Source organism: Sphingomonas phyllosphaerae, from assembly GCF_036946485.1.
GTDB lineage: Bacteria > Pseudomonadota > Alphaproteobacteria > Sphingomonadales > Sphingomonadaceae > Sphingomonas > Sphingomonas phyllosphaerae_E.
In genome coordinates this window covers 454,990-470,884 of record NZ_JAQIJA010000006.1, presented here as the reverse complement: position 1 = coordinate 470,884, position 15,895 = coordinate 454,990, and the positions used below count along the sequence as shown (strand labels likewise).

The 15,895-nt window shown below is 66.5% G+C and carries 14 protein-coding genes; 9 read left to right on the top strand and 5 right to left on the bottom strand.

The genetic code is table 11. The features are described from left to right. Positions 1–516: 516 nt before the first annotated feature. Positions 517–2,928: a TonB-dependent receptor gene (locus PGN16_RS17970; protein WP_335310726.1), complete on the bottom strand. Its 2,412-nt coding sequence runs from the start codon at positions 2,926–2,928 to the stop codon at positions 517–519. A gap of 203 nt (positions 2,929–3,131) precedes the next feature. On the opposite strand from PGN16_RS17970, the gene PGN16_RS17965 reads away from it, so the two are divergent. Next, positions 3,132–3,599: an Hsp20 family protein gene (locus PGN16_RS17965; protein ID WP_335310725.1), complete on the top strand. Its 468-nt coding sequence runs from the start codon at positions 3,132–3,134 to the stop codon at positions 3,597–3,599. Between the two features lie 126 nt (positions 3,600–3,725). Here PGN16_RS17965 and PGN16_RS17960 read toward each other — a convergent pair whose 3' ends face one another. The 3 genes from PGN16_RS17960 to secG form a co-directional block, all read right to left on the bottom strand. Next, positions 3,726–4,715, bottom strand: coding sequence for an SGNH/GDSL hydrolase family protein (locus tag PGN16_RS17960; RefSeq protein WP_335310724.1), 990 nt, complete (start codon positions 4,713–4,715; stop codon positions 3,726–3,728). 158 nt (positions 4,716–4,873) lie between these two features. Then, positions 4,874–6,511 (bottom strand): CTP synthase, encoded by a 1,638-nt coding sequence (locus tag PGN16_RS17955; protein ID WP_335310723.1) that lies wholly within the window; start codon positions 6,509–6,511, stop codon positions 4,874–4,876. A gap of 84 nt (positions 6,512–6,595) precedes the next feature. Further along, positions 6,596–6,970 carry a preprotein translocase subunit SecG gene (gene secG, locus PGN16_RS17950; RefSeq protein WP_335310722.1) on the bottom strand — a complete coding sequence of 125 codons (375 nt, stop codon included), beginning with the start codon at positions 6,968–6,970 and terminating at the stop codon, positions 6,596–6,598. A 266-nt stretch (positions 6,971–7,236) separates the two neighbouring features. Here secG and PGN16_RS17945 point away from each other — a divergent pair, with 266 nt between their 5' ends. The 8 genes from PGN16_RS17945 to eda all read left to right on the top strand — a co-directional run bounded on the left by PGN16_RS17945 (position 7,237) and on the right by eda (position 14,901). After that, positions 7,237–7,581 carry a MarR family transcriptional regulator gene (locus tag PGN16_RS17945; protein WP_335310982.1) on the top strand — a complete coding sequence of 115 codons (345 nt, stop codon included), beginning with the start codon at positions 7,237–7,239 and terminating at the stop codon, positions 7,579–7,581. Further along, on the top strand, positions 7,565–7,888 hold the full coding sequence (locus PGN16_RS17940; protein ID WP_335310721.1) for an SH3 domain-containing protein: 324 nt from the start codon (positions 7,565–7,567) through the stop codon (positions 7,886–7,888). Before PGN16_RS17945 ends, PGN16_RS17940 begins: the two co-directional genes overlap by 17 nt. Then, complete coding sequence (argC, locus tag PGN16_RS17935; RefSeq protein ID WP_335310720.1) at positions 7,885–8,814, top strand: N-acetyl-gamma-glutamyl-phosphate reductase; 930 nt, start codon at positions 7,885–7,887, stop codon at positions 8,812–8,814. The genes PGN16_RS17940 and argC overlap by 4 nt, the downstream gene beginning before the upstream one ends. A 14-nt stretch (positions 8,815–8,828) precedes the next feature. Next, positions 8,829–10,292 carry a glucose-6-phosphate dehydrogenase gene (gene zwf / locus PGN16_RS17930; RefSeq protein ID WP_335310719.1) on the top strand — a complete coding sequence of 488 codons (1,464 nt, stop codon included), beginning with the start codon at positions 8,829–8,831 and terminating at the stop codon, positions 10,290–10,292. 152 nt (positions 10,293–10,444) lie between these two features. After that, positions 10,445–11,149, top strand: a complete 705-nt coding sequence (pgl, locus tag PGN16_RS17925) for a 6-phosphogluconolactonase (protein ID WP_335310718.1) — start codon at positions 10,445–10,447, stop codon at positions 11,147–11,149. Positions 11,150–11,400: 251 nt separating this feature from the next. Then, positions 11,401–13,215 carry a phosphogluconate dehydratase gene (gene edd, locus PGN16_RS17920; RefSeq protein WP_335310717.1) on the top strand — a complete coding sequence of 605 codons (1,815 nt, stop codon included), beginning with the start codon at positions 11,401–11,403 and terminating at the stop codon, positions 13,213–13,215. A 115-nt stretch (positions 13,216–13,330) separates the two neighbouring features. Continuing rightward, complete coding sequence (gene glk, locus PGN16_RS17915) at positions 13,331–14,299, top strand: glucokinase (protein ID WP_335310716.1); 969 nt, start codon at positions 13,331–13,333, stop codon at positions 14,297–14,299. Between the two features lie 17 nt (positions 14,300–14,316). Then, the gene (gene eda, locus PGN16_RS17910) at positions 14,317–14,901 is read left to right on the top strand and encodes a bifunctional 4-hydroxy-2-oxoglutarate aldolase/2-dehydro-3-deoxy-phosphogluconate aldolase (RefSeq protein WP_443019688.1); all 585 of its coding nucleotides are present in this window, start codon (positions 14,317–14,319) and stop codon (positions 14,899–14,901) included. A 103-nt stretch (positions 14,902–15,004) separates the two neighbouring features. Here the strand turns inward: eda and PGN16_RS17905 are convergent, their stop codons facing one another. Beyond that, positions 15,005–15,814 (bottom strand): PEPxxWA-CTERM sorting domain-containing protein, encoded by an 810-nt coding sequence (locus tag PGN16_RS17905; protein WP_335310714.1) that lies wholly within the window; start codon positions 15,812–15,814, stop codon positions 15,005–15,007. Between the last annotated feature and the right edge of the window lie 81 nt (positions 15,815–15,895).

Genomic DNA, 15,895 nt, shown 5'->3' with positions numbered 1-15,895 from the left:
TTGCCGCCGTTCATTTGTATCGACAGCGAACAAGGCGCGCCGCATACCTGCGGGCACTGGCACACAGGCAAAAGGCCGTGGTTCGGGGAACGCCATCAAGCCCCGCTGATCCTTCGGGAAAAGCGCGCGGGCGGAGGGCTGGATAGGGGGCTGACGAGCGATCGTCACGCAGGCGCCCGGGTCGTGAAGAACGGCCCGGGCGTTTGCTTTTGGGGCGAAGGCGGCGGCGTCCGCCGCCGGTGCAAGCGAAGCAAGCAGCGCGCCAAACGGCCGGCGGGTCGGCCCCGGCCGATCCCGTCCGACGTCACGCCGGCGGCTTTGTCGTCGGCACTTGGCTGGCGCTGCGGGTTATCCGGAAGCGCCTTCCCACCTGGGCCCCGGCCTTCGCCGGGGTACATTCAAGGAACAATCTCCGTCATCCCGGGCTTGACCCGGGATCCCGCTTCTCACCAGGTCGCAAAGCAGCGGGGCCCCGGATCAAGTCCGGGGCGACGATGTGGGGTACGACGGCGATCCTCAGAACCCGAACCCGATCGTCACGCCATAGGTCCGCGGATCGCCGACGTTACCGGCGATGAGGCCGGTATTGCCCGGCGTCGTCGCCAGCACCTCATAATATTCGGTATCGAACAGGTTGCGCACCCAGCCGAACACGTTGACCCCGCTGTCGGTACGGAAACCGAGCCGCGCGTTCACCAGCGTATAGCCATCGACATCGGTGTAGATCGACCGCGAGGCATTGGACGAGAATTTCGTCCGCGAATTGGCGTCGACACCGACATAGGCCTCCCCCGACTTGCCGAAGACGGTTCCGGGCAGATTATACTCGCCGCCATACGACACCGCGAATTTCGAAATGCCCGGCAGCCACTGACCCGAGATGTCGCACACGACCGGGCTGTTGGTGCCGCCCGACAATTCGGGCGGGCAGGGCGCGTTCTTGAAGTCGACGTATTTGTGGTCGGTGAAGGCGCCGTTCGTGTAGAGGCTGACGCGGTCGCTCGGCCGGATCGAGAAGTCGGCCTCGACACCGCGCACCCGCACCTTGCCGGCATTCGCGAGATAGCCGCGCAACGTCGAGGTCGAGCTGTTGTTGACCACCGCCTGATAATCGCTGATCTCGGTCCAGAAGCCGGTCACGTTGAGCGTGACCTTGCGATCCCAGAATTGCGACTTCGCGCCCAGCTCGAAATGGTCGACCTTCTCGGGGGCGACCTGCGCGAGCTGGGTCTGCACCACGCCGCCGACGACCGGCACGCCGTTCAGATTGAGCCCGCCCGATTTGAAGCTGTGCGCATAGGTGCCGTAGAACAGCACGTCGCGCGAGGGCTTGTACGAGGCGGTCAGGTCATAGGAGACGTTCCACTCGCGGAACTTCTGGTCGCGGAATTCCTGCGGCTGGATCGCGTCGCGCTGCGCCGCCTGACGCGCGGTGCCGCCGGTCGCGGGCACCAGATTGCCCTGCCCGTCGCGCACCACGCTGACATAGCTGCCGGTCTTGTCGTCATAGTTGAGCCGCACGCCCGGCGACAGCGTGAAGGCGTCGGTCAGGTTCCAGTTGACCTTGCCGAAGATCGCGCCGGAGAAGTTCTTGAGGCGGATGTCGTTCGCGGCGGTCAGGCCGTTGAGCACCGACGGGTCGCGCGACAGGGTGCTCGACGGATTGATCAGCCAGCGGCTCGCCGCCGGGCCCTGGCGCTGCGTGCCGGTGGTGTGGATCGTCTGGTAGAAACCGAACAGCCCCAGCACGTAGTCGAAATGCTCGGCCTTCCCGGCGTAGCGGAATTCCTGGGTATATTGATCCTGCCGCGTCGGGTTCTGCGACAGCGTCGTGATCGGCAGACCGGTGAAGTCGCGGTCGTTCGCCGGCAACCAGTCCCAAAAGCGATAGGCGGAGATCGAGGTCAGCGTCCCGTCGCCCAGCCGCTGCTCGCCGCGCAACGACAGCCCGCCGAGCTGGTTGCGCGCGCTGAGCTTCGCGTCGAGGTCGGTCAGCCGGTCGAACGGGTTGCGGCTGGGCGGTTCATAGCCCTGCGCGGCGGCGAGCTGGTCGAACTGGCGGTTGAGCGGGCGCTGCGTCTGACCGACGCGCACGAAGATCTGCGCGCAGCAATTCGGGTTCTGGCGCGAATAATCGCCCGACAGTGTCAGATCGAGATCGTCGGTCGCCTTCCACAGGATCGCGGTGCGGATGCCGAGATTGTCCTGCGAGTTCACATATTGATTGCTCGCGACATTGTAGATCGTGCCGCGACGACTGGTGGTCGACACGCCAAGCCGGATCGCGACATTGTCGGTCAGCGGACCCGAAATCGACGCCTTCGCCTGTTTGAACTCCAGATTGCCGACCGACACCTCGCCGCGTCCCTGCAACGTGAAGCTGGGCGCCTTGCTGGTGATGTTGATCGCGCCCGCGACGGTGTTCTTGCCGTAAAGCGTTCCCTGCGGCCCGCGCAGCGTTTCGATCTGCTGGACGTCGAGGAAGTCGAGCGTCGCCGCCGCGACGCGGCTCAGATAGACCTGATCGATATAGATGCCGACGCCCTGCTCGATCCCGTCGTTGGTGAGCCCGAGCGGCGCGCCGAGCCCGCGGATGTTGACCGAGGAATTGCGCGGATTGGTCGAATAGAATTGCAACGTCGGCTGAAGTTGCTGGAGGCGCTGGACGTTGAAGCTGCCGGTCGCGTCCAGTTCCTTCACCCCGACCACCGAGATCGGGATCGGCACGTTCTGCGCCGATTCGGCACGCCGCCGTGCGGTGACGACGACGTCGGCGGCGGCAGAGCTGCGCTGCACCTGTTCCTCGGTCCGGTCGGGGTCGCCCGGCGTCGTCGGCACCGTCTCGCGCTCGCCGACGACGACCGGTGCGGGCGGTTGCTGCTGCGCCGTCGCCTGAGCGGCCAGAAGCAAAGCGAGCGTGACGGACATTCAGATACCCCTTTTGATTCTCGAACCGACTCTTTGCCGCACCTCCAATACCCCATCAACAAACTAGGTGTTTGTCGCCCCCTTGAATCGCTTCGCATCGGCCCCAAATTCACGTTCGTGCGGTGCCGGACCCCGGGCCGCACGAAACAGGCGCCGCGCAACGGCGGGCGCCGCTTTCAAATAGCTCATTGGAGGATTTGACGATGCGTTTCGATCTGACCCCTTATCGCCGCTCCACGATCGGTTTCGATCGGCTGTTCGACCTCATCGAGGCCAATGCCCGGAGCAGCGCCGAAAATTACCCGCCGTTCAACCTGGAGCGCGTGGCGGAGGACCGCTACCGCATCACGCTGGCCGTTGCCGGGTTCAGCCGTGACGAGATCGAAATCGTCGCGCAGCAGAACCTGTTGCTCGTGACCGGCAAGAAGGATGACAAGGCGGACAACAACCAGTTCCTCCACCTCGGCATCGCCAACCGCAGCTTCGAGCGGCGGTTCGAACTCGCCGACTTCGTGTTCGTGGAGGACGCACGGCTGAACGACGGCCTGTTGGTGATCGATCTGGTCCGCGAGGTGCCCGAGGCGATGAAGCCGAAGACCATCGCGATCAAGACCGGCGCGCCGCTGGCCGCTGTCGAGAACAAGGCGGCCGACGAAGCACAGGCCGCCTGATCGGGATCGGCGTCTCTTTGCTCCCTTTCGAGGCGCCGGTGGGGGCGTCCGGGCCGCAAGGCTCGGGCGCCTTTCCCTTTTTTGCTTCCTATGCCCGCGGTCCGTGCAATAACGCTCGGCGCGCGTTCAGGCAGCCACGCGCCGACGACGATCGCGACGGAGCGCCGCACCGACGGCGGCGAAGCCCAGCACCAGCATCGCCCAGGTCGTCGGCTCCGGCACGGCGGTCAACCCGAAGCCGAACTTGCCGTTGATGTCCGTGAAGAGCGCCTGATGGATCGCGGCGGTCGGGTGAATGCCGTCGAACGAGAAATAGCCGGTGCACGCCGGAAAGGCCCCCGCGCCCTGACAGGTGGTCAGCGGCTTCTTGTCTTCTGGCAGGATCAACGGGTCCGGCAGGTTGAAGGCGCCCGGATCGGCCTGCACGCGCTGGAAGAAATCGAGATAGCTGTAGCGCATCAACCGGGTGTCGGTCGCCAGATCGAGCTTGGCGAGTTCCTGCGTCAGATCGATCTCGGCCTTGACCGAATAGGCCAGCGGCGTGCCTGCCGTCGCGACGGGGAAGCCGGTCAGCAGGATGTTGCGCGCGCCGAGCTTGTTGAGCGCGCCGACCGCGGCCGCATAATTCTGCGCCGCCGCAAGCAGGAAGGCGTCGGGATCGGAAACGTCGGCATCCACGCCCTTCACTGCCGCGAACACGTCGTTCCCACCGAAGTTCAGGACGTACAAGCCATTGGGATCGACCTTGCCACCCTTGGCGAGCGCGGCCTCGTAGAGCCCGACCTGCTCCAGCGCGTCGGGCACCGGCGTGGTGTCGGTCGCGCGCGCACCGCCGAAGGCGTAATTGGTCCCGCCGTTCAGCGACGCCACCGTCGGCGTGCCGTACATCGCGAGGCTCAGCAGGTCGGTGTAATCGTAGCCGTTGGTGAACCGGCCATCGACGTAACCCAGCGCCGGATCGGCACCGAGGCCGAGCTTGCGGATGTTGCCGGCGTCGACGAGACTGTCGCCAAACACCGTCAGCGATGAAAAGGGCGGCACCGTCGTTTGCGCCGCCGCCGGAACCGTCGCCGTCATCGCCGCCGCGCACAGCAGCGCCGTCACCCGTCCGATCATGCCATCCTCCCATTTATCTTTGTAAACGATAGGTTAACGTGCACGTAAGCGGGAGGCAATGGGGGCGGCCGCCTCATCATTACGAGCGCAACGAAGTGATCCAGGGTCGGGTCAGAACGCCTTGGATTGCTTCGCTACGCACACAATGACGGCGATCGTCAGACCAGCCGGCTCTGCTTGACCGCAGCGGCGATGAAGCTGGCGAACAGCGGGTGCGGCTCGAACGGCTTGCTCTTTAGCTCCGGGTGGAACTGCACGCCGACGAACCACGGATGGTCGGGGCGCTCGACGATCTCGGGCAAGGTGCCGTCGGGCGACATGCCCGAGAACACCAGCCCGCCCTTCTCCAGCGCCTCGCGATACGAGGTGTTCACCTCATAGCGGTGGCGATGCCGCTCGCTGATCGAGTCGCTGCCGTAGATCGAAGACACGACGCTGTTGCCGGTCAGCGAAGCCGGATAAGCGCCGAGCCGCATCGTGCCGCCCAGATCGCCGTTCTCGGCGCGCTTCTCCAGCCCGCGCTCGCCCATCCACTCGGTGATGAGCCCCACGACCGGCTCCGGAGTCGGCCCGAATTCGGTCGACGAGGCGCCAGCGATCCCGGCGAGATCGCGCGCGCCCTCGACGCACGCCATCTGCATTCCGAAACAGATTCCGAAATAGGGCACGTTATGCTCGCGCGCGAAGCGGACCGAGGCGATCTTGCCCTCCGCGCCGCGCGACCCGAACGCGCCGGGGACGAGGATCGCGTGGCACGGCTCGAGATGCGCGGCGATCTCGCCGTCATCGTCGCCCTCGAACAATTCGGCGTCGATCCAGCGGATGTTGACCTTGACGCGGTTGGCGATCCCGCCGTGCACCAGCGCTTCGTTGAGCGACTTGTACGCGTCCTGCAGCCCGACATATTTGCCGACGACGCCGACCGTCACCTCGCCCTCGGGGTGCATCAGCCGCTCGACGATCTCTTCCCAGCGGCTGAGGTCGGGCGCCGATGACGGCGTGATGCCGAAGGCGCGCAGCACCTCCGAATCGAGCCCCTCGCCATGATATTGCAGCGGCACCGCATAGATGCTCTTGGCGTCGAGCGCGGGGATGACCGCACTTTCGGGGACGTTGCAGAACAAGGCGATCTTGGCGCGCTCCGACTCGGGCAGCGGCTGTTCGCAGCGGCAGACGATCACGTCGGGCTGCACGCCAAGCGCGGCGATCTCGCGCACCGAATGCTGGGTGGGCTTGGTCTTCAGCTCGCCGGCGGCGGCGATATACGGCACCAGGGTGACGTGAATGCTGATCGCATTGCCGCGCCCGACCTCGTTCTTGAGCTGGCGGATTGCCTCGATGAACGGCAGCGACTCGATATCGCCGACCGTGCCGCCGATCTCGCACAGCACGAAGTCGAGGTCGTCGGTCTCGGCGCGCGCGAATGCCTTGATCGCGTCGGTGACGTGCGGGATCACCTGCACCGTCGCGCCGAGATAATCGCCGCGCCGCTCGCGCTCGATGATCGTCTTGTAGATGCGCCCCGAGGTGACATTGTCCGACTGGCGCGCCGAGACGCCGGTGAAGCGCTCGTAATGGCCGAGGTCGAGATCGGTCTCCGCACCGTCGTCGGTCACATAGACCTCGCCGTGCTGATACGGGCTCATCGTGCCCGGATCGACGTTGAGATACGGGTCGAACTTGCGGATGCGCACGCGATAGCCGCGTGCCTGAAGCAGCGCAGCGAGGCTCGCCGCCATGAGACCTTTGCCGAGCGAGGAAACCACGCCGCCGGTGATAAAAATGTACCGCGCCATGGGACGCAACCCCTAACCTTCAAATGCGCAAAAGGGCAAGCGCGCGGGAAGCCCGCGCGCGACGAAACGACGATATTGTCGCGATTAGCGCGCCAGCGGCACGCCGTTGTCGGCCGGCGCCGGGACGACGGCATTGTCCGCGGTCGCCGGTGCCGGCTGCGCCGCGACCGGCGGCTGGGCCTGCGTCTGAGCGGCCGGGGCGCGGCGCTGGAGCGAGGTGTCGACCGACACCGCGCCGCGGCTCGCGGCGAGGAACGCCAGCAGGATGCTCATCAGGATGAACAGCCCGGCAAGCACCGAGGTAGCGCGCGTCAGGAAATCGGCGGCACCCCGCGCCGACATCAGTCCCGACGGGCTGCCTGACGAGGTCAGGCCGCCGCCTTCCGACCGCTGCATCAGGATCACGGTGACGAGCGCCGCCGCGATAATGGCCTGGAGGACGATCAGAAAGGTGAACATGGGCTGGGCGCGATTCCGAAGCGAGAAACAGCCGGCGGTCCGCCGTGCGGCGCCCCCGGATCAGGGGCCACATAGGGGAGCCGCGCGCCGGGATCAACCGCGCCGCCCGCCCGCCCGCGGACAAGCGGCGTGCCAAATTCGTGACATAGCTGAAACCAGCCGGGAAAGCGGGCGTTAATCCGACGACAAGTCCGGGATGATCCGGGTTTCTTTCGATGCGGGACGAGGACGTGGCAACATTGGCTCAACCCGAACTGAGTTCGTGGATGAATGCGCTGGTCGATTACGTGCGTTCGGGCGAGCCCGATCTCACCAATCGCCAGATGGCGCTCCTGCTGGTGGTCTATTTGCGGCCAGGCCCGCACACCGTGCGCGGGTTGGCGCGGATATTGAACGTATCGAAGCCGGTCGTGACGCGCGCCTTGAATCGGCTGGGCGCGCTGGGCTATCTGCGCCGCCAACGCGACGACAGCGACAAGCGCAACATCTTCGTCGCCCGCACGACCGAAGGGGCAGATTTTCTTGAAGAGTTCGGCCAGTTCATCGGCGAAGGGGATGCCGCCCCTGCCGCCGTCCGCCCCTACGGCACCGGGGATGCGGCCCGAGCGTAACGGTTTCGCGCTCACCGGCCGGTCGCGCGTGCTCGATCCGCGTACCCATGCCGTGCGCCCGGACATCGCCGACGTCCGGCTTGCCGACCGCGTCTTCGCCCCGCATTATGCTGCCCCGCTCCGCCGCACCGTGCTGCGCGAGGTGGAATTGCGCGAGGCACGCGATCGTGCCGCCACGCCGCTCGCCACGCTGCCGGCGGGCGCGCCATTCGATCTGCTTGACCTGACCGGCGGGGTCGCCTGGGGGATTGCCGTGGACATTGGAACGGTGGGCTATCTCGATGCCGATGCGGTGCAGCCGCAATGACGGTCAAGGTCTTCATCGACGGGGCGGTCGGCACCACCGGGCTCGAGATCCGCGAGCGGCTTGAGTCGCGGCGCGACATCACGCTCGTCACGCTCGACGAGGCGCGTCGCAAGGACGAGGCGGCGCGGCGCGAGGCGATCAACGACGCCGATTATGTCGTGCTATGCCTCCCCGACGATGCCGCGCGCGAGGCGGTGGCGATGATCGCCAACGATCGCACGCGCACCGTCGACGCCTCGACCGCGCACCGCGTCGCCGACCGCTGGACCTATGGCTTCGCCGAGCTGGAGCCCGATCAGGCCGAGCGGATCGCGGGGGCGCGCTTCGTCAGCAATCCGGGCTGCTATCCGACCGGCTTCCTCGCGCTCGTCCGACCGCTGGTCCGCGCCGGATTGCTGGGGCCGGACGCGCTGCTCAGCGTCAACGCCACCTCCGGCTATTCAGGCGGCGGCAAGGCGATGATCGCCGAGTTCGAGGGCGGCGAGACGAACACCGCCTATCGCCCTTATGCACTCGGCCTCGCGCACAAGCACGCGCCGGAGATGCGCCGCCACGCCGGGCTGACCCACGCGCCAATCTTCCAGCCGGCGGTGGCGCGTGCCTATCGCGGGATGGTCGTGCAGGTGCCGCTGCATCTGGCGCAGCTGACGCGCCGTGCGACGCTGACCGATGTCGCCGAGGTGCTGGCCAGCGCCTATGACGGCAACCGCGTCGTCCGCTTCGCCCACGAAGCGGTAACGACGGTGCGGATCGAGGACGACGCCAATACCGATCGCATGACATTGCGCGTCACCGGGAACGAGGCCGCGGGTCAGGCGCTGCTGATCGCGACGCTCGACAACCTCGGCAAGGGCGCGGCGGGCGCGGCGGTGCAGAATCTGAACATCATGGCCGGGCTCGATCCCGTGGCCGGCCTGACGCTGTAAGAAGGAGACGCGAGTTGGAGCGCAACCCGGTCGGCAAGCTGCTGTTGTTCGGTGCGACGGGCGATCTCGCCAAGCGGATGCTGCTGCCGTCGCTATACGGCCTGCATGCCGACGGGCTGCTGCCCGAGGGGCTGACGATCACCGGTTCGGCGCGCGGCGACCTGACCGACGAGCAGTTTCGCGAGGCGACGCACAAGGCGCTCGACGAATTCCTGCCCGCCGACCGCAAGGACGAGAGCGCGCTGTCGTCGTTCCTGGCCCGGATCTTCTTCCAGCCGGTCGATCTGTCCGACCCGACGACGTTCCAGGCGCTGGCGGACAAGATCGGCGATGTCTCGGGCGGACTGGCCATTTACCTGTCGACCGCGCCGTCGCTGTTCGAGCCGGCGGTGAAGGGCCTGCAGAGCGTCGGGCTGGCCGGCGAGACGGTGCGGATCGGGCTGGAGAAGCCGCTCGGCTACGATCTCGAATCGAGCCGCGAGATCAACGACACCGTCGCCTCGGTCTTCCCCGAGGACCGCATCTTCCGCATCGATCACTATCTCGGCAAGGAGACGGTGCAGAACATCCTGACGCTGCGCTTCGGCAATTCGATGTTCGAGCCGATCTGGAACGCGCAGGGGATCGACAACGTCCAGATCACGATCGCCGAGACGGTCGGGCTGGAGGATCGCGCCGGCTATTATGAGGGTGCGGGCGCGCTGCGCGACATGGTCGCCAACCACATGCTGCAACTGGTCGCGCTGATCGCGATGGAGCCGCCGGCGCTGTATGACGGCACCGCGATCCGCGATGAAAAGGCCAAGGTCTTCCGGTCGATGCGCAAGATCGAGCCGACCGAGGTGCAGCAGAACACCGTCACCGGCCAGTATGAAGAGGGCGCAGTCGGCGGCAAGGTCGTGCGCGGCTATGACGAGGAACTCGGCTACGACAGCGATGTCGAAACCTTTGTCGCGATCAAGGCGCATATCGACAATTGGCGCTGGCAGGGCGTGCCCTTCTACCTGCGCACCGGCAAGCGCATGGCCAAGCGCCGCAGCGAGATCGCGATCCAATTCAAGCCGGTGCCACATTCGATGTTCTCGGGGCGCGGCGGGCTGCTCCAGCCGAACAAGCTGATCATCCGCCTCCAGCCGGAGGAATATGTTCAGCTGCTGGTGATGACCAAGGAGCCGGGGCTCGATCGCGACGGCGTCCGCCTTCGCGAAGTGCCGCTGAACCTCAGCCTCGACGCCGAATTCGCGGGCAAGCGCCGCCGGATCGCCTATGAGCGGCTGTTGCTCGACCTGATCGAGGGTGACCAGACCTTGTTCGTGCGCCGCGACGAGGTGGAGGCACAATGGCGCTGGATCGATGCGATCCGCGCCGGCTGGGCCGCGAACCAGACCAAGCCGAAACATTATGCCGCTGGGACCTGGGGCCCGGCGGGCGCGATCGCGCTGACCGAGCGCGACAACGTGACGTGGCAAGACGATTGATTTGACAAGGGGGAGGACAGAAATGCCTTCCCCGTTCGTCCTGAGGAGCTGCTGAGCGAAGTCGAAGCGGCGTCTCGAAGGACATGGTGGTTCGAGACGAGGCTTCGACAAGCTCAGCCTCTCCTCACCACGAACGGAAGACTGGAAAACACATGACCGAAATCGAATGGTGGGAATATGACGACGCCGCCGAGCTGGCCGATGCGGTCGCGGGCGACATCCAGTTCGTCATCGAAAGCGCGATCGACGCGCGCGGCTCGGCGGTGATCGCGCTGGCGGGCGGCAAGACCCCCCTGCCCGCCTATGAGAAGCTGGCCAAGGCCAAGCTCGACTGGAAGCGCGTGACGATCATTCCCGGCGACGAGCGGATCGTGCCGCTGGGCGACGCGCTGTCGAACGTCACCGCGCTCGGCAAGATCTTCATCCCCAAGGGCGCGCGCGTGATGCCGATCGTCCCGAAGGCGACCGACGATTACAAGGCCGCGGGCCGCTCGGCCGACGCGCTGATGCAGGATCTGCACTGGCCGCTCGACCTGTGTCTGTTGGGTTTGGGCGGCGACGGGCATACCGCGTCGATCTTCCCCGGCCCCGATTATGACGAGGCGCTCAACGGGCCGAAGGAACGTCGCGCGATCGGCGTCATGCCCGATCCGCTGCCGCCCGAGGCGCCGGTCGCACGGGTCACGCTGACGCGGCAGGGCATCGTCACCGCGCGCGCGCTGATGATCGCGGTGACCGGCGACGCCAAGCGCAAGGTGATCGAGGATGCGATCAAGGAAGGCGCCGGCTCGCCCTATCCGATCGGGCGCGTGCTGGCCGATGCGGAACTGCCCGTCGACATTCACTGGGCGGCGTAATCAATCGCCACCACCGTTCGTGCTCGGGAGAGGCTGAGCTTGTCGAAGCCTCGTCTCGAAGCATCGCCCCTTCGAGACGCCGTTTCGACGGGTTCAACGGCTCCTCAGGGCGAACGGGGATGGATGTGGATCAATTGCAACATGTTCCGGCCCTTGTTCCGCGAACGATGCTGTCGCAAAGACTGCCGCTACGGCCTTCATTCAAGGCAACGATTGCCGGGACGCTCCCGACATGACGAGGACGTAACATCATGAACCCCGCCGTCAGCGCCGTCACCGACCGGATCATCGAGCGTAGCCGCCCGACACGGCAGGCATATCTCTCGCTGATCGAACGCGAGCGGCAGGGCTGGATCGGTCGCCCACGGCTCGGCTGCGCCAATCTCGCCCATGCCTATGCCGGCACGCCCGAAGACCGCGAGGCGATGAAGACGCAGCATCAGGCGATGAACATCGGGCTGGTGACCGCGTACAACGACATGCTGTCCGCGCACGCGGTCTATTACCGTTACCCCGAGCAGATGAAGGTCTGGGCGCGCGAGGCCGGCGCGACCGCGCAGGTCGCGGGCGGCGTCCCGGCGATGTGCGACGGCGTGACGCAGGGTTATGCCGGGATGGAACTGTCGCTGTTCAGCCGCGACACGATCGCGCTGTCGACCGCGGTCGCGCTGAGTCACGGCACCTTCGAGGGCGCTGCGCTGCTCGGCATCTGCGACAAGATCGTGCCGGGCCTGTTGATGGGCGCGCTGCGCTTCGGGCATCTGCCGATGATCCTGATCCCGGGCGGGCCGATGCCCTCGGGGCTGCCCAACAAGGCCAAGGCGGCGGTGCGCGAGCGCTTCGCGACCGGCGAGTGCGGGCGCGAGGAACTGCTGGAGGCGGAGATCGCCGCCTATCACACGCAGGGCACCTGCACCTTCTACGGCACTGCCAACACCAACCAGATGATGATGGAGGTGATGGGCCTCCACATGCCGGGCGCGGCGTTCGTCAATCCGGGCACCAAGCTGCGGCAGGAGCTGACCCGCGCCGCGGTCCACCGGCTCGCGAAGATCGGTGCGCACGGCGACGATTACCGCCCGCTCGGTGTGTGCGTCGACGAGAAGGCGGTGGTCAATGCCGCGGTCGGCCTGCTGGCGACCGGCGGGTCGACCAACCATCTGCTCCATTTGCCCGCGATCGCGCGCGCGGCGGGGATCGTGATCGACTGGGAGGATTTCGACCGGCTGTCGGCGGCGGTGCCGCTGATCGCGCGCGTCTATCCCAACGGCTCGGCCGACGTGAACGGCTTCGAGGCGGCGGGCGGGATGCCCTATGTCATCAAGGAGTTGCTGGCGGGCGGCTATCTGAACCGCGACATCATGACGGTCGCGGGCGACGACCTGACCGCCTACGCCGCCGCGCCGGTGCTCGACGGCGACGCGCTGACCTGGACGCCGGCCGGCGACAGCCGCGACGAGACGATCCTGCGCCCGGCCAACGCGCCCTTCTCGCCCGACGGAGGAATGCGGATCCTGCAAGGCAATATCGGGCGCGCCTGCATCAAGGTCTCGGCGGTCGAGCGCGACCGCTGGATCGTCGAGGCCCCGGCGCGCGTCTTCGCCGACCAGCTCGAGGTGCTCGAGGCGTTCAAGAACGGCGAGTTGGAGCGGGACGTGGTCGTCGTCGTCCGCTTTCAGGGGCCGCGCGCCAACGGGATGCCCGAGTTGCACAAGCTCACGCCGCCGCTCGGCGTGCTCCAGAACCGAGGCTTCAGGGTCGCGCTGGTCACCGACGGGCGGATGTCGGGCGCGAGCGGCAAGGTGCCGTGCGCGATCCACTGCTCGCCCGAGGCCTTGGGTGGCGGTGCGATCGGGCTGATCCGCGACGGCGACCTGATCCGCGTCGATGCCGAGGCCGGGACGCTGGAGGCGCTGGTGCCCGCCGACGAATGGGCGGCGCGGGAACAGGCGCCGACGCCGGCGCCCGCCAGCGGCATGGGCCGCGAATTGTTCGGCATGTTCCGCGGCTTGGCGGACGAAGCCGAGAAGGGTGCGAGCGCGGTGCTGGCCGGCGCGGGTCTTTGATGTTTAAGCCCTCTTCCCTGCGGGGAGAGGGTTGGGAGAGGGGCTGCCACGAGCGGTGTCGCCTGGGGCGACCCCTCACCCCGGCCCTCTCCCCAAGGGGAGAGGGAGTAAGTATATGCAGGTCGTAGCGGTCGATATCGGGGGCACGCACGCGCGCTTCGCCATTGCGGAGGTCGAGGGCGGTCATGTCGTCTCGCTGGGTGAGCCGACGACGCTCAAGACCGCCGAGCACGCCAGCCTTCAGACCGCCTATGAGGCATTCCGCGAGCGGATGGGCGGCAAGCTGCCCGACTCGGCGGCGATCGCGGTCGCCTCGCCGATCACCGGCGACGTGATCCGCATGACGAACAATCCGTGGGTGATCCGCCCGTCGCTGATCCCCGAGCGCTTGGGCGCGTCGACCTGGACGATCATCAACGATTTCGGCGCGATCGGCCATGCGGTCGGCCAGCTCCCGGAGGGCGATTTCGAACATCTGTGCGGCCCCGATACGCCGCTGCCGACCGAAGGCGTCACGACCGTCTGCGGCCCCGGCACCGGGCTGGGCGTCGCGCAGGTCTACAAGCAGGACGGTCGCTACCGCGTACTCCCCACCGAGGGCGGGCATATGGATTACGCACCGCTCGACGGGATCGAGGACGCGCTGCTCAAGCGGCTGCGCAAGACCTATACCCGCGTGTCCGCCGAGCGGATCGTCGCCGGGCCGGGGATCGTCGCGATCTACGAGACGCTCGCCGAGCTGGAAGGCCGCGCCTATATCCACAAGGATGACAAGGCGATCTGGACCGAGGCGCTGGAGGGCACCGACTCGATCGCGCTCGCCGCGCTCGATCGCTTCTGCCTCGCGCTCGGTGCGGTGGCGGGGGACCTTGCGCTGGCGCATGGCGCGAAGGGCGTCGTGATCGCCGGCGGCCTCGGGCTGCGGATCAAGGACAAGTTGCTGCGCTCGGGCTTCGACCAGCGCTTCGTCGCCAAGGGCCGGTTCCAGTCGCTGATGTCGGCGATCCCGGTCAAGCTCATCACCCATCCGCAGCCGGGCCTGTTCGGTGCCGCGGCCGCCTTCGCGCAGGAGCATCAATCGTGAGCCAGATCGAAACCGTCATGCGCACCAGCCCGGTCATCCCGGTGCTGGTCATCCACGATGCCGCGCAGGCGCGTCCGCTCGCCGAGGCGCTGGTCGCGGGCGGGCTGAAGGTGCTGGAGGTGACCTTGCGCACCCCCGCCGCGCTCGACGCGATCCGCGAGATGCGCCAGGTGCCCGGTGCGATCGTCGGCGCGGGCACGGTCGTGTCGACCGAACAGGTCGCGCAGGTGAAGGATGCCGGCGTCGAGTTCATCGTCTCCCCCGGCCTGTCGGCAAAGACCGGAGATGCGATCCTGGAGGCGGGCATCCCGTGGCTGCCGGGTGTCGCGACCGCGGGTGACATCATGCGCGGGCTCGACATGGGGCTGGAGCATTTCAAGTTCTTCCCGGCCGAAACCAGCGGCGGGGTCAAGGCGCTGAAGGCGCTCGCCGCGCCTTTCTACCAGTGCAAATTCTGCCCGACCGGCGGCATCACCGAAGCGAGCGCCCCGGACTGGCTGGCGATCGGGCCAGTGCTGTGCGTCGGCGGGAGCTGGGTAACGGAGGGCACGCTGCCGGAGATCGAAGCCCGCGCCCGCGCCGCGGCGTCTCTGGCGCGATAAGGTCGGCGGTCCTCGGCTCAATGCCGTTCGGGACGCCAGCATAGCGAAAGGGCCGCCGGATCGCTCCGACGGCCCTCCCGCACGCAAAAGGTTGGAAGCAGGATCAGGCCAGCGCGCCCTTGCTGCTGCTACGACGGCGACGGGCCGCCGCGCCGATCATGCCGAAGCCCAGGATCATCGTCATCCAGGTGGTCGGCTCGGGCACCGCGCTGGTTACCGCGACCGAGCTCAACTTGAACGCGTCGTTCTTGTTGTCCGGACCGAAGAACGAACCACCGATGACCCAGACATTGCCGTTCTTGCTGGGCGACAGGTTATAGGTTTGCTTGTTGCTCGAATAATTGTCGCTGTTGCTGTTGAACCAAGCGTCACCCGACTGCTTGGTGATGTCGACCTTCAGCCCGTCGGAAAGCGACTTCAACGTCGCCGCCGTCATCGTGGTGGCATAATCCGAAAAACCGCGCGCGATGAACGCGTCATTGTCGGAATAGTTGTTGCCGCTCAACACGTAAGGGGTGAGCACCGCCGACTGAAGCGATACGGCCTGATCGAACTGCAGGACCAGGAATTCCCAGCCGTTCTTGTTGTCGATCGTGTGGTAATTGCCCCCGACGCCTTCGTTCGTCTGGTAGATGCCCAGCCCATTTGCACCCCATGACCCGATCTTGGCGGCTGCGAAATTACCGTCCAAGTCGCGAGTCCAGGCCGTCGCGCGAACGTTCAGCGTCGTCTTGCCGTCGCTCGACTTTACGGCATAGTTGATCGTGCTGTATGAATAATTGCTGTTGTTGTTCACGATCGCGCGGTTGTTCGACGTCCCCGCCGCGGTGTCGATCAGGAAGTCTGCGGCCTGCGCCGGCATGGCGGCGAACAACGCACCGGTAGCGATCGCGAGATGCGCGAGACGAGTCATGTTGATGATTTCCCCTTACTTGTTGCGCGCAGCCTTCCATTATCTGGATTATACCCGCAATGGTGATCCGATCGCCGTTCG